The sequence below is a fragment of the Marinobacter aromaticivorans genome (assembly GCF_002806975.1).
Taxonomy (GTDB): Bacteria; Pseudomonadota; Gammaproteobacteria; order Pseudomonadales; family Oleiphilaceae; genus Marinobacter; species Marinobacter aromaticivorans.
In genome coordinates, this window is record NZ_NIHD01000005.1 from 266201 (window position 1) to 280517 (window position 14317).

13 protein-coding genes are annotated in these 14317 nt (G+C 54.2%); 9 read left to right on the forward strand and 4 right to left on the reverse strand.

Annotated features, from left to right (window positions below; genetic code table 11):
• Positions 1–31: 31 nt before the first annotated feature.
• The 6 genes from CDH48_RS09975 (at position 32) to CDH48_RS10000 (ending at position 7569) form a co-directional block, all read left to right on the forward strand.
• Positions 32–1198: an acyl-CoA dehydrogenase family protein gene (locus CDH48_RS09975; RefSeq protein WP_100688575.1), complete on the forward strand. Its 1167-nt coding sequence runs from the start codon at positions 32–34 to the stop codon at positions 1196–1198.
• A gap of 28 nt (positions 1199–1226) precedes the next feature.
• Positions 1227–2006, forward strand: a complete 780-nt coding sequence (locus CDH48_RS09980) for an enoyl-CoA hydratase (protein WP_100688576.1) — start codon at positions 1227–1229, stop codon at positions 2004–2006.
• Positions 2007–2048: 42 nt separating this feature from the next.
• Entirely contained in the window at positions 2049–3149 is a 1101-nt protein-coding gene (locus tag CDH48_RS09985; RefSeq protein WP_100688577.1) for an enoyl-CoA hydratase/isomerase family protein, read from the forward strand.
• Between the two features lie 63 nt (positions 3150–3212).
• Positions 3213–4100: a 3-hydroxyisobutyrate dehydrogenase gene (mmsB, locus tag CDH48_RS09990; RefSeq protein WP_100688578.1), complete on the forward strand. Its 888-nt coding sequence runs from the start codon at positions 3213–3215 to the stop codon at positions 4098–4100.
• 197 nt (positions 4101–4297) lie between these two features.
• On the forward strand, positions 4298–5230 hold the full coding sequence (locus CDH48_RS09995; protein WP_100688579.1) for a DMT family transporter: 933 nt from the start codon (positions 4298–4300) through the stop codon (positions 5228–5230).
• A gap of 113 nt (positions 5231–5343) precedes the next feature.
• A complete protein-coding gene (locus tag CDH48_RS10000) occupies positions 5344–7569 on the forward strand; it encodes an OsmC domain/YcaO domain-containing protein (protein ID WP_100688580.1) in 2226 nt (741 codons plus the stop codon).
• Here the strand turns inward: CDH48_RS10000 and CDH48_RS10005 are convergent.
• The 4 genes from CDH48_RS10005 to CDH48_RS10020 form a co-directional block, all read right to left on the reverse strand.
• Positions 7529–8995 carry an ethanolamine ammonia-lyase reactivating factor EutA gene (locus CDH48_RS10005; protein ID WP_157807815.1) on the reverse strand — a complete coding sequence of 489 codons (1467 nt, stop codon included), beginning with the start codon at positions 8993–8995 and terminating at the stop codon, positions 7529–7531. The genes CDH48_RS10000 and CDH48_RS10005 overlap by 41 nt on opposite strands.
• Before the next feature lie 62 nt (positions 8996–9057).
• Positions 9058–9945 carry an ethanolamine ammonia-lyase subunit EutC gene (eutC, locus tag CDH48_RS10010; RefSeq protein ID WP_100688582.1) on the reverse strand — a complete coding sequence of 296 codons (888 nt, stop codon included), beginning with the start codon at positions 9943–9945 and terminating at the stop codon, positions 9058–9060.
• Positions 9946–9963: 18 nt separating this feature from the next.
• Entirely contained in the window at positions 9964–11325 is a 1362-nt protein-coding gene (locus CDH48_RS10015; protein ID WP_188437716.1) for an ethanolamine ammonia-lyase subunit EutB, read from the reverse strand.
• A 346-nt stretch (positions 11326–11671) separates the two neighbouring features.
• The gene (locus CDH48_RS10020) at positions 11672–12127 is read right to left on the reverse strand and encodes a CopD family protein (protein ID WP_100688584.1); all 456 of its coding nucleotides are present in this window, start codon (positions 12125–12127) and stop codon (positions 11672–11674) included.
• Positions 12128–12325: 198 nt separating this feature from the next.
• Between CDH48_RS10020 and CDH48_RS10025 the strand changes: the two genes are divergently transcribed.
• From CDH48_RS10025 to CDH48_RS10035, 3 genes are all read left to right on the forward strand, one after another.
• Positions 12326–13312, forward strand: a complete 987-nt coding sequence (locus CDH48_RS10025) for a diaminopimelate dehydrogenase (RefSeq protein WP_100688585.1) — start codon at positions 12326–12328, stop codon at positions 13310–13312.
• A 34-nt stretch (positions 13313–13346) separates the two neighbouring features.
• Positions 13347–13649 (forward strand): YkgJ family cysteine cluster protein, encoded by a 303-nt coding sequence (locus tag CDH48_RS10030; protein WP_100688586.1) that lies wholly within the window; start codon positions 13347–13349, stop codon positions 13647–13649.
• An 87-nt stretch (positions 13650–13736) separates the two neighbouring features.
• Positions 13737–14317: type VI secretion system Vgr family protein (locus CDH48_RS10035; RefSeq protein WP_157807816.1), on the forward strand; the 581-nt coding region annotated here is incomplete at its 3' end.

Below are 14317 nucleotides of genomic sequence, written 5' to 3' on the forward strand. Positions count from 1 at the left end.
TGGCTGAGGCTCTTGAAACTGGAGAGAAACGATGGACTTTAACCTGACTGAAGATCAGCTGGCGTTCCGCGAAGCGGCACGTGCCTTTGCTGAAAAAACCATGGCGCCCCATGCGGCCAAATGGGATGACGAACACATCTTCCCGGTTGATGTACTGAAAGAAGCCGGCGAAATGGGCTTTATGGGGATTTACACCCCGGAAGCGCTTGGCGGCATGGGACTTTCCCGGCTGGACACTTCCGTAATTGTGGAAGAACTGGCCGCTGCCTGCCCCTCAACGGCGGCGTTCATTACCATTCATAATATGGCGACCTGGATGGTGGCGAGCTTTGCGGCCGATGACCTCAGGCAGGAAATCGTTCCCAAGCTGGCCAGTGGCCAATGGCTTGCGTCTTACTGTCTTACGGAGCCCGGTGCCGGTTCCGATGCGGCCAGCCTGCGAACCAAAGCGGTTCGGGACGGCGACAGTTATGTGATCAATGGCAGCAAGGTGTTCATATCCGGCGCCGGCGATACCGATATTCTTGTGTTGATGGCTCGGACCGGCGCGCCGGATTCAGGCTCCAGGGGAATTTCCACCTTTGTAATCCCTGCAGATGCGGAAGGCATTTCCTACGGCAAGAACGAAGAAAAAATGGGCTGGCACAGCCAGCCTACCCGGATGATCAATCTCGAGAACGTCCGTATTCCCGCAACCAATCGGGTGGGCGAAGAGGGCGACGGATTCGCCATTGCCATGAAGGGGCTTGATGGCGGTCGCCTCAATATTGCCACCTGCTCACTGGGCGGGGCGCAGGCCGCGTTACTCAGAGCCCGCAACTACATGCACGAACGGCAGCAGTTCGGCAAACCCCTGGCCGCCTTTCAGGCCCTGCAATTCAAGCTGGCAGATATGGCGACCAATCTGGTGGCGGCCCGGCAGATGGTGCGCCTCGGTGCCTTCAAGCTGGACAGGGGAGATACCGAAGCCACTTTGCACTGCGCCATGGCCAAACGGTTCGCAACCGACGTCTGCTTTGATGTGGTGAATGATGCACTGCAACTGCACGGTGGTTACGGTTATATCCGGGAATACCCTCTGGAGCGTTATTTGCGCGATTTGCGTGTGCACCAGATTCTGGAAGGTACCAATGAAATCATGCGGTTAATTGTTGCCCGTCGCCTGCTGGATGACGGTGTGGCCGAGGCCATTCAATAACTCGCAAAAAAATAACAGGAGAAGGAAGATGAGCGATCTGATTCAGCTCGAAAAACGCGGACACATTGCGATACTGACCATCAATAACCCGCCGGCCAATACCTGGACGGCGGAGTCCCTGCCTGCACTGACCAAAATCGTTCGCGAACTCAACGAAGACAGGAACATTTTTGCGCTGGTTCTGACCGGGCAGGGCGAGAAATTCTTCTCCGCCGGGGCTGATCTTAAAACCTTTGCCGATGGCGACAAGGCCCGGGCGAATGAAATGGCTCAGCTCTTTGGTGAGGCCTTCGCGGCATTGACGGCGTTCCGGGGAGTATCCATTGCGGCTGTGAACGGCTACGCCATGGGTGGAGGCCTTGAGTGTGCGCTGGCCTGTGATATCCGCATCGCCGAAGAGCATGCCCAGATGGCATTGCCGGAAGCAACCGTTGGCTTGCTGCCCTGTGCTGGTGGCACCCAGAACCTGCCCTGGCTCGTGGGAGAGGGCTGGGCCAAGCGCATGATCCTGTGTGGCGAGCGGGTCAAGGCCGAGAAAGCACTGCAGATTGGCCTGGTTGAAGAGGTTGTTGAAAGCGGCAAGAGCCTGGATAAGGCTCTGGAGCTGGCTGAAATGGCGTGCAAACAGAGCCCGTCCTCCGTCGCCCGCTGCAAGACGCTGGTGATGAGTTCCCGGGATGGCCGCAGCCACTCGGACAGCTGGCGCATGGAGCGTGAGCTGTTTGTTGAACTGTTCTCAACGGAAGACCAGAAAGAAGGTGTGAACGCCTTCCTGGAAAAACGTAAGCCGGAATGGAAAAACCGCTGAAAGCCCTTCAATCACTGAGGCTCACCGGTTCAAGGAATTTTTATGAGTAATCAATCTGCAAAAAACAATCAGCCAATTGTTTTTGAAGAATGGAAAACCGCAGACGGCGCGCTGATTGCCGTGGCCCGGCTGAATACGCCCAAGACCCTCAACTCACTTTCGCTTGAGATGATCCGGATGCTGACGCCACAGCTCAGAAACTGGGCTGAGGATGATCGCGTTCGTGCCGTCTGGATCGAAGCTGAGGGCGACAAAGCCTTTTGCGCCGGCGGCGATATTGTGGCGCTATACAGGAGCATGACCGAACCACAAAGTGGCGGTGGTGCCAGTTTGGGCGAGCTCTTCTTTACCGAAGAATACGAACTGGATTATCTGATCCACTCGTATCCGAAGCCGGTTGTTTGCTGGGGGCATGGCATAGTTATGGGTGGTGGCATTGGCATTATGGCCGGTGCTTCCCACAGGGTGGTTACCGAAGCATCCATGCTGGCCATGCCGGAAAGCAGTATCGGCCTCTATCCGGATGTGGCAGCCGGCTGGTTTCTGAACCGCACCCCCGGGCGCACAGGGCTGTTTCTGGGTTTGACCGGCGCCCGCATGAACGCGGCAGACGCAATGTTTGTCGGCCTCGCCGACCGGTTTATCAAACATGAACTGAAAGCCGCCGTGGTTGCGGATCTGACCGCACACAACTGGCAGGGCGAGGACGCCTTTGCTGTAGTAGGTAGTGTGCTCCGGCAGCACGAAGACCAGAGTAATGATGTTTTGCCCGACTCCCGGGTACGGGCTCATTTCGACGAAATCAACCGTGTCACTGACGCCGACACCCTGGCCGATATGGTCGCCCAGATGAAAGAACTCTCGGCTGGTGAAGGCTGGCTTGCCAAGGCAACCACACCTCTGGAAACGGCATCGCCCACGTCGCTGGCATTGTGCTGGCAACACTTGCGCAATTGCCGCCTGGACAGTCTTCGGGAAGTCCTTGATAAAGAGCTTACGCTTTCCAAAAACTGCCTCAGCAAAGGGGAGTTTGCCGAGGGTGTGCGTGCGCTCCTGATTGACAAGGACAAGCAGCCACGCTGGCGCTACGCCTCGCTGGAAGAAATGGACAGCGACTGGATTGACAGTTTTTTCGAGAACTAGCCAAACAGGCCGCCGGAGCAGAACGCGGCCCACTCAACCGAATACAAAAACAAGGGGATGATTATGGCAACGATTACCTTTATTGGCCTGGGCAACATGGGTGGCCCCATGGCCAGCAACCTTGTAAAAGCCGGTCACGACGTAACTGTGTTTGACCTGTCAAAAGACGCAGTGGCAGCACTGGTTTCTGAAGGGGCAAAAACCGCAGACACCGCCCACGAAGCGGCGAAAGGTGCTGAGTGTGTGATTACCATGCTGCCGGCAGGCAAGCACGTTGAAGCTGTGTATCTGGGGGAAGATGGTTTGCTGGCGGCTCTGCCGGATGGCACTCTGGTGATTGATTCGTCTACCATCTCGCCGGAAACCGCTCGTGGTGTAGCAGAACAGGCCGAAGCCAGGCGCATTCCATTCCTGGATGCCCCGGTTTCCGGTGGTGTGGGTGGTGCCAAAGCGGGCACATTGACCTTTATCTGTGGCGGTGATGAGGACACCTACAACAAAGCAAAACCAATTCTGGAAAGCATGGGCAAGAATATCTTCCATGCCGGCGATCACGGTGCCGGCCAGGTTGCCAAAATCTGCAACAACATGCTGTTGGCCATTCTGATGGCAGGCACCAGTGAAGCCTTGGCGCTGGGTGTGAAAAACGGGCTGGATCCTGCAGTTCTCTCGGAAGTCATGAAGCAGAGTTCCGGTGGCAACTGGGCGTTGAACGTATACAACCCCTGGCCTGGCGTGATGGAAGGGGTACCCGCATCCCGGGGGTACGAAGGCGGTTTTCTGGTCAACCTGATGAACAAGGATCTTGGCCTGGCTTTCGATAATGCCGTAAAGAATCATGCTGCCATTCCCATGGGTTCTCTCGCCCGCAACCTGTTTGAGCTGCACGCCGGGCAGGGCAATGGGACTCTGGATTTCTCCAGTATCCAGCGTCTTTACAAGCCTGAGTGATACCTGCCGGGGCACAGCCTTCTGTGCCCCGTAATTCCTACCGAAAAGAGCCTTTTCCGGCTTTTTATTTCTGAGCGTCAGCGTAAAAATCCGTTGAGCAAGGTAACTATAAGTAGGACAATTAATTTCCTTATTAGTGGATCGGTCACGAATATAACGTAGCCGGTTTCTGGTCACGGTTGCGGGCTACTTTACCTATGCTGACGAACACCTTTGTGCTTTATTTATCGACAGTGCTGATCTGGGGATCGACATTTATTGCGATCCCTCTGCAGTTGGGTGAAGTGCCCGGCGATGTCTCCATTGCCTACCGGTTTGGCCTGTCTGCGCTGGTGCTGATGCTTTGGTGCAGCTTCACACGCCGGAATTTGAGATTCGGCTTTCGTCAGCATCTCTGGATGGCAGGGCAGGGCCTGATGCTGTTCGGGTTTAATTATATGCTGGTTTATCAGGCTTCCGCCGATATCACCAGTGGATTGATTGCGGTGGTGTTCTCCACAATTATTGTGATGAACATCATCAACGGCGCCCTGTTTTTTGGCAATCGCGTGCCGCGCGCGGTTATCGGGGGAGCCGCTCTCGGACTTGTGGGTATCTGCCTGGTGTTTCTGCCCGAAGTTCGCGCTCTGGACGCAGATGGCACTACCTTGCGCGCCATCATCCTGAGCCTGTTAGGAACCTTCATCACTTCTTTCGGGAACATGCTCTCCGCCCGCAATCAGTTATCAAAGCTGCCCGTTATGCAAACCAATGCCTATGGCATGGCCTACGGTGCCCTTGCGCTGGCGCTGATTGCCTGGGGCAGGGGGGAAATGTTTTCGTTCGAGGCTACCTGGACTTATACGGGCTCTCTGGCCTATCTGGCTCTGGTAGGGTCGGTGCTGGGTTTCGGAAGCTTCCTCACGCTGCTCGGGCGAATAGGGCCGGAGCGTGCAGCCTACTGCATGGTACTTTTCCCGATTGTGGCGCTTGCGCTTTCTACGGTGTTTGAAGATTACCACTGGACGGCCGAAGCGGTTGCCGGTGTCTCGCTGGTGCTTGCCGGTAACCTGCTGGTGATTGTGCCCAAAGAAAAAATGCAACGGGTGTGGCGGATGTTCCGGCCTGCTTACAGTCGCCCCGCCGAGTAAACGCGGCACCAGGCAATGAACGGCGCGAGGTATGAGTGGCGCGGTGTTGCGTCTATAATGGCCGCCCTGCATGGCCGAAGCGCGCCGAATTCTACGAACCGGGTACCCTCGCAATGGAAATCAACGTCAATTATCTCGACAATCTCCGGGTTGAAGCCAAATTTGATGACTTCTCGGTGATTGCCGATCAGCCCATTCGCTACAAAGGCGACGGCTCGGCACCCGGTCCTTTTGACTATTTTCTGGCTTCATCGGCCCTGTGCGCTGCTTATTTTGTGAAGGTGTACTGCCTGGCCCGGGATATTCCAACCGATAACATCCGCCTGTCCCAGAACAACATTGTTGATCCGGAAAACCGCTACAAACAGATTTTCAGGATCCAGGTTGAGTTACCGGATGACCTGCCCGAGAAACACCGCAAGGGCATTGTGCGTTCCATCGATCGCTGTACGGTCAAGAAAGTGGTGCAAACCGGGCCGGACTTCCAGATTGAGATCGTTGATAACCTGGATGGCGATGCCCAGGCGCTGCTGATGACCAAGCCGGAAGGCGAGGCCAACACCTACATTGAGGGTAAAGACCTGCCGCTGGAACAAACCATTGCCAACATGACCGCTATACTGGCGGACCTGGGCATGAAGATTGAAATTGCCTCCTGGCGCAATATCGTGCCCCACGTCTGGTCACTGCACATGCGCGACGCAGCCTCGCCCATGTGTTTCACCAATGGTAAAGGTTCCACCAAAGAAAGCGCCCTCTGTTCGGCGCTGGGCGAGTTTATCGAGCGCCTGAACTGCAACTTTTTCTATAATGATCAGTTCTTTGGCGAGGAAATCGCCAACAGCGAGTTTGTGCACTACCCAAGGGAGCGCTGGTTCAAACCCGGACCAAATGATGAATTGCCGGAAGGCATTCTGGACGCCCACTGCCTGGCCATTTACAACCCGGATGGCGAATTACAGGGCTCCAACCTGATTGATACAAACTCCGGTAACGTGAAGCGCGGTATATGCGCTCTGCCGTTCGAGCGCCACTCCGATGGCGAGTTAGTCTATTTCCCGACCAACCTGATTGAAAACCTGTTTCTGAGCAACGGCATGAGCGCCGGGAATACCCTGCCGGAGGCACAGGTTCAGTGTTTGTCGGAAATCCTTGAGCGGGCGGTGAAAAAGCAGATCATCCAGGAAGAGATTGCCTTGCCGGATGTACCCATGCATATTCTGGAAAAGTACCCGGATATTCTGGAGGGTGTGCAGGCTCTGGAAGCCCAGGGCTTCCCCATACTGGTGAAAGATGCCTCCCTCGGCGGCCAGTTCCCGGTGGCCTGCGTTACACTGATGAACCCGAAAACCGGTGGGGTCTTCGCCTCCTTTGGGGCCCATCCAACCATGAAAGTTGCGCTGGAACGAAGCCTTACCGAGTTGATGCAGGGCCGCAGCTTTGAGGGCTTGAACGATTTTCTTCCGCCCACCTTCAATAGTCTCGCCATTACCGAGCCCAATAACTACGTAGAGCACTTTATCGATTCCAGTGGCGTGGTTTCCTGGCGCTTTTTCAGTGCCAAAGCCGATGTGGAGTTTCACGAATGGGACTTCTCGGGCACCAATGAAGAAGAGGCGGCTTGCCTGTTCAGCATGATCGAAGACATGGGCCACGAAGTGTATACCGCGGTTTATGACGAGCTGGGCGCCCCGGTTTGCCGCATGCTGGTACCCGGCTACTCCGAGGTATACCAGGTGGAAGATCTGATATGGGATAACACCAACCGGGCACTGGATTACCGGGAGGATATACTCAATCTGCATACCCTGAACGATGAACAGCTGGCCGCTTTGGTAGAGCGCCTGGAAGAAAGCCAGATTGACGACTACACAGACATCATTACCCTGATCGGTATCGAGTTTGATGAGAACACGGTGTGGGGCCAGCTCACCATCCTGGAGTTAAAGCTGCTGATCAATCTGGCGTTGCAGCAATACGAAGACGCGCTCGAACGGGTGGAAATGTTCCTGCAGTTCAACGACAACACAGTGGAACGCGGTCTGTTCTATCAGGCAATGAGCGCAGTGCTGGAAATCACGCTGGATGATGAACTGGAACTGGGCGATTACCTGTTTAACCTGAGGCGCATGTTCGGGGAAGAAACCATGGACGCCGTTGTGGGCTCAGTGGATGGCAGCGTGCGTTTTTACGGCCTCACCCCGACCAATATGCAGCTGGAGGGTCTGGATAAACATCTTCGCCTCATTGAAAGCTATAAGAAGCTGCACGCTGCGCGAGCTGCCAGGCATTCACCATTTACTCGACCTGCTTCGTCTCAAACACCAGAGACTTTATGACCACCGGCACTACCGTTCCACCGGCTAAGGGCTTGCCGATGTCGATATAATCGCCCTCCGCAACCACCAGCTGGTCGAGGCAAACGATATTTAGCTGGCTGTCGAGCGCTCGCATAGTCTGGCCCAGCACTTTGCCGACATCGGATTCAAGGACAATGATCAGGGGGAGCGTTTTGCGAACAAGGGGCTCCAGGCCTTTCAGCAGCCCCCGTGCAAGCACTTGAATATCCGTGAATGAAAAGTGTTGCTCGCCAAGCAGGCCGATAGCAATCTTTTCCAGGGCATCACTCTCATAGAAGCTGGTGATGCTCTGTGCAACCTGTCGGGCAATGGTTGCTTCATCCATGGGAATGCCGTCGACAAATGGGATGGCAACCGGAATATCCTTGAAGGGTAGTAATTTTTCGTCGACCAGAATCGTGCTACCACTGACATCAACAGTCTGGGCGCCGGCGCCGATAACCGTCGCGCGGATGGTTTCCAGCGGCTTAACCAAAGGGATCTTTTCTGTCCGGCAAAGATTTGCCAGTTCGTTACCTAATAATGGACCCATATCGTTGTATTGCGTGGCCTCCTCTAATGTCATGTTCGGGCGTGGCGAATATACGTGATCAGCAACTCCGCCGGACATCATGAAACTGTCCGTTTTATAATTCAGTCGTAGAGGGGCCGTAACAAGCAGTTGTGTTGCCAGGGCGCTGGGGTCAATCATTCCCAGGCACTCAAGAATCACCGCGGACATGCGCTGACAGATGCGCCGCAAAACGTCGAGGCTGATTCTGTCACCCTTGCGAAGCTCAAGATTCAGATCAGAAAGAACCAGGCGCATGGGTTCACTGATGTCCGTGATTCGACTGCTTGCCTTGTCGATCTGAAGCATGCGGCCCCCAACATTGACGCAGCACGAGTCAATGGCCTTGCCGTTTTTAAAAACACCAATATTGGACGTGCCTCCGCCTATGTCGGCATTGGCCACGATGGAAAACTCGCGTCGGGACAGGTCTGCGGCTCCGGAGCCCTTGCCCGCGATAATGGCTTCCAGCTTGCCCCCGGCTGTTGCCACCACAAATTTACCGGAGAATTTCGCGACTCTGGCTGAGATACTTCTGGCATTTTCTTTTCTGGCGGTCTCCCCGGTGATGATCACGGCGCCGGTGTCAACGTCATTCGGGCTTATGCCAGCACCATCAAACTCCGCCTGAATCAGATCGAAGATCTTATCGATATCCAGCCGGTTTCGGGTGTCTATGGGAGTGGTGTGAATTTCGCTTTTGTAATACACATCTTTATCGGTGATGGCGAATCTGGGCACCAGGCTTCCCGGCGCTATGTTCTTTAACGTCAGCCGGCTAAACACCAACTGCGTTGTAGATGTGCCAATGTCGATACCGACGCTCTGCAAGATCTGTGGGCTTTGGGTTGCCAAGATTCCATATACCTATGCTGACAGGCCACTGATTCTGACTACCTGCTCAAATGATGTATCTTTTATGGCAGCGCGGCTAACTTGATACCGCTAGCCTTATTGTCGATCATTTTTTTGACCAGTGTTGCCAGGTGGGCGCCTGCTTCGGTCGGTGGGGTGCCGTTCCGATGAATATTGGAGACCACCGTTCTATTGGACTCGTTCGTGTTGTGGTCGGGGCGGTAGGCCATATAAGCACTCATACTTTCTGCCGTAATCAGGCCCGGACGCTCGCCAATGAACTCAACAACAACGTCACAATCCAGCAATGGGGCGACTTCATCCATAATGGCTACGCGGCCATACTTGATGAAAAAAGGGCGCCCGACGGTGATCCCGTAAGTTCCAAGCCCTTGTATCAGCGCAGGCATTGCATCAGCGACATTGGCCTCGATAGAAGTGGAGCTTAAGCCATCCACAACAATGATCTGTACTTGTTTACCCTTTTCACCTTTCTGCAGAATTTCATCTTTGGACTCCTGGCTGAGTTTTCTGCCAAGATCCGGTCGCATCAGGTATTCATCCTTGTCTTTGACGACGGTTTTGACTTTGAACAAATCATTATCTGCGATAAATTGCTCAGACACGTCCATCAAAACCGCGTCAATGGCTGCGGCATGATCTGCCATGTAGTTGAGATAAGATGCCGTCTTTTGCCTGGCACCACAGCGCCCCATGAAAATCCTTGCGGGCGATGTTTTTCTCATCACTTTTAATGCTTCAAGATTGTGTGGGTTTTCAACACCAATAACGTCCATAGGTTCCAGGGTGTTCGGCTCACTACTCGAACCTGAATCCCGGGAGTTACTTTCCGGACCGGCCCTGAAATTATTTTCAGCGCTCTGAGCCTGTGTTTCCATGAGCTGTCGGATGACGCTTTCTATAATGAGGTCTTCGGTTTTCTTGTCCATGTCCGTTTAACCTGCCTGTCAATCAAAGATTGAAGCGTCGCCGCCACGATCGGTCAGCTTGCCATCTTCCATGATGCCCCACTTCTCTAGCCATTTTTCAAATTCAGGAGCAGGCCTGAGCCCCAGAATTTCCCGTATGCTTGCGTCGTCGTGGAAGCTTGTGTCCTGGTAGCTGAGCATGCAATCGTCGCCACCCCCAATTCCCATAAAAAAGTTTGCTCCCGCCATGGCAGCGAGCATGGTGCCAATCTCCTGATCGTCCCGATCTGCTTTCATGTGGTTGGTGTGACAAGGTGCAATACCCATGGGAAGACCATGCAGCTTGCCCATAAACAGGTCTTCAAGGTCTGCTCGAATAACCTCTTTTCCTGTAAATATGGTTTCAGGGCCGATAAACCCCGACACATTGTTAACCATGAACGGATTAAAGTGGCGGGCCACACCGTAGGTTCTTGCCTCCAGCGTCACCATATCAACGCCATGGTGGCAGTCAACACTGACTTCGGAGCCCTGTCCGGTTTCAAAATACATAACGTTGGGACCGGTCGCAGCACCGAGCTTCAAGGCCATTTCGTGCGCTTCCGTGAGCATTGCCTTGTCTATACCGAAGCCTTTGTGGGCGCTCTCTGTACCGGCAACGCTCTGAAAAACCAGATCCACAGGTATGCCCTTTTTCAGTGCCTGCATCTGCGTGCTCACATGGGCCAGCACCGTGCACTGGGTCGGAATTTCATAGCGCTCCTTAAGATCGATCAGCGCTCTCATGATTCTTTCGTAGTTCTCAACGTTGTCTTCCACCGGATTAATACCCAGCACTGCATCTCCGCAGCCAAAGGACAGTCCGTCCTTGGTTGCTGCGATTATGCCGTCTATATTGTCGGTGGGGTGGTTTGACTGGTTACGGAAGGACAGGGTGCCGGGCAGGCCAATGGTGGTGTTGCAGTGAGCGGCGACTTTGATTTTTTTACAGGCGTAAACAAGATCCATACTGGACATCAGTTTTGCAACTGCTGCAATCATCTCACTGGTAAGTCCCCGGGAAATATGCAGCAAATCGTTTTGGCGGCTTTTACTTCCAAGGATGTACTCTCTCAGTTCAGACACGGTCCAATGGCTGATGCTGTTGTAGATTGTGGTATTAATGTCGTCATAAATGAGCCTGGTGACTTCATCATTTTCGTACGGGATCACCGGGTTTTCGTAAATATCCTTTAACTGAAGATTGGCAAGGCACAACTTGGCAGCCACACGTTCGGTGGCCGTTTCGGCAGCAAGACCCACCAGTGCATCACCGGACTTCTCTTCATTGGCCTTGGCGAGGAGGTCGCGCAGTGACTTGAAGGTGAATATTTGATCCTTTATTTGGCTTCGCAAATTCACCGGATTAGCCCCCTCAATATAGTTGAAAGAATACTGATCGATTGGCTTGCCGAATAATGGGAGGTACCAGAAGACTCCAGGGTTTTGAACTCGCGATAAATGGATTGTTTGCACTTTCATCCATCGCGCAACACCCGCTATCACGCAATACCCACTGCCTCGGCCCGAATATCAGTTCGTCCGGCACCAATGTTCCACTATCTCAGTATAGACACACTCCCATAAAACCGGGGAAAATTAATTTTCCCACGACTCGGGTCAGTTGTACGTTCTTGACTTGATGTCAACTTTGAAATTGATAATGCTGATGGTGCTGTCGCTAAACATTTGGGCAGCTTCAAGGTCTTTACAAATAACGTCCGGCAGAGCCAATAACGACCACTATCAGCCCCAGGATCAGGTTGATGCCAACGAGGCGGCGAATTTTTCCGACCTGACGACCGCCTTCTTTCGGGTCACCTGCCGCAACGGCCTGCTTAAGGCGTCGAAAAGGGGCAAAGTACAGGTGGAAAAATATCAGCATCATGATCAGACCCACCATCTGCATGAGGTGAATGTGCCAGCCGGCCCCCGCCATGCCGCCAAATCCTTTGAAAATCATCCAGTAGCCGGTGATCAGCAATAGTGCGATGGCGAGCCACACCCAGCGGAAAAACCGCGTGAGTGTCTGATACCAAAGCGATCCGCGCAGCCCCGCCTCGATAACCTGGATCACCGCAGGACGCATCGCCATATAAGCGAAAAACATACCGCCAACCCAGATAACGGCGGATAATACGTGTAGCGCAATAGCCAGCCACATAAAAAACTCCTTTGCTATTTATTGTGTGGTAAATCGTGTCAAATTTCCTGCTTTAGCCAGCTGCACAACCCCCCGGCAATGGCATTGACTGATAACACATGCCAGAATCTGGCCGCTTGCGAAAAAACGGACGTGTACTCTTGGTTGCTTCAAGAGTGTCCCACAAACATTTGATAAAACGAAACAGGGTAGGAAGACATGCCAGATCGGATAAGAGTGGCCATTGCCGGTTACGGTAATTTGGGGCGCGGTGTTGAATCGGCGCTGGCGCAGAATCCCGACATGCGTTTGGTGGGCGTTTTCAGCCGCCGTGATCCTTCCAGTGTATCTCTGCTGGACAGCACAGTGCCGGTTTATGCGATGGCGGACATCGAACATTACAAGAACGACGTAGACGTAATGATTCTTTGTGGCGGCTCAAAAACCGACCTGCCGGAACAGGGGCCTTATCTGGCCCGGTTCTTCAACACCGTCGACAGCTTTGATACCCATGCCAAAGTGAATGAATACCACGCGGCACTGGATGAGCCGGCGCGCAAAGCCGGCAAGGTCGCGCTGATGTCCGTGGGTTGGGATCCCGGCCTGTTTTCACTGAACCGCTTGTTCGGTGAAACCATTTTGCCGGAAGGTGAAACATACACTTTCTGGGGCAAAGGCTTGAGCCAGGGGCATTCGGATGCTGTGCGCCGTGTGCCGGGCGTGAAGAAAGGCGTGCAATACACCTTGCCATCAGAGGACGCCATTGCGCGGGTACGCAACGGCGAGCAGCCGGAGCTAAGCACCCGGGAAAAACATGTTCGTGAGTGCTTTGTTGTTCTGGAAGAGGGTGCCGATGCAGAAACCGTGCGTAACAGCATTGTGACCATGCCGGACTATTTCGAGCCCTTCGATACCACGGTTAACTTCATTGATGAAGCCACCTTTGCCGCAGAGCACAGTGCCATGCCCCATGGCGGTTTCGTGATTCGCAGTGGTGATACCGGAACCCAAAGCAAGCAAACCATCGAATATTCACTTGCTCTGGGCAGCAACCCGGAGTTCACCGCCAGTGTGCTTGTGGCCTATACCCGTGCTGTATATAAAATGGCGGCTGCAGGCGAGGTGGGTGCCAAATCTGTATTTGATGTGGCGCCGGGTTTGCTGTCACCCAAAAGTCCGTCCCAGTTGCGCAAAGACCTGCTTTAGCAGCGTGGCGCCAACGCCTGAGGGAATAACTGCCATGCCTGATCCCGGTATTAGCTGCACAAACTGCCAGGCCTGCTGTTGCCGCCTGGAAGTGATGCTGATCACCGAGACAGGCGTGCCTGAGCGCTTTATTGCAACGGATCAGTGGGGTGGCAGAACCATGGCGCGACTGGACGATGGCTGGTGTGCAGCTCTGGATCGCAACACCATGTCGTGTTCGATCTACGGGAAACGACCGTTTATTTGCCGGGAGTTTGAGATGGGCGGCTATGAGTGCCTGGAAGAACGTGCCGCCTATGAGCCTGCAGATCAAGGGAGTAGCCAGACAGGACCCTGATATCCCCGTGAGTTTGATTTACCACCAATTTTGCGACAGAATCTTTGCCCGAATTTACACATAACCATACCTTCAAGGACTGAAGATATGCCCCAGGCAAGCGGACTGCAGTTTACCGCCCGTGTTGGCGAACTCCCCTCTGATCTATTCGCCGTTGTTGGCTTCACGCTGACCGAACGTTTATCCGGGCTTTTCCATGGTTGCCTTGAACTGGCCAGCACCGACCCGGACATAGATGCATCCGAAGTTCTGGAGCAGCAAGTCGATCTGGTTGTGTGGCAGGATGGCATGCCCCTTCGCCGCTTCACCGGCGTGGTCAACGAATTTGCCCGGGGCGATTCCGGCCACCGTCGCACCCGCTACGAGATTGTGATTCAACCGCCCCTGTGGCGTTTGGGGTTGATGCACAACAGCCGCATCTTCCAGACCCAAACCACAGACAGCATCCTGCGCACCCTGCTGGAAGAGCGGGGCATTGTGGATTCCGTGTTTGATCTCAAGCGTGCCCCCCAGGAACGGGAATACTGCGTACAACACCGGGAAAGCGACCTGGCGTTTATTGAACGGCTGGCGGCAGAGGAAGGCTGGCACTACCGCTACCAGCACGGCAGCGTGGATGGCAGCGAACAGCCCGGCCTGATGATTGCCGACCACCACGGTGACGCGCC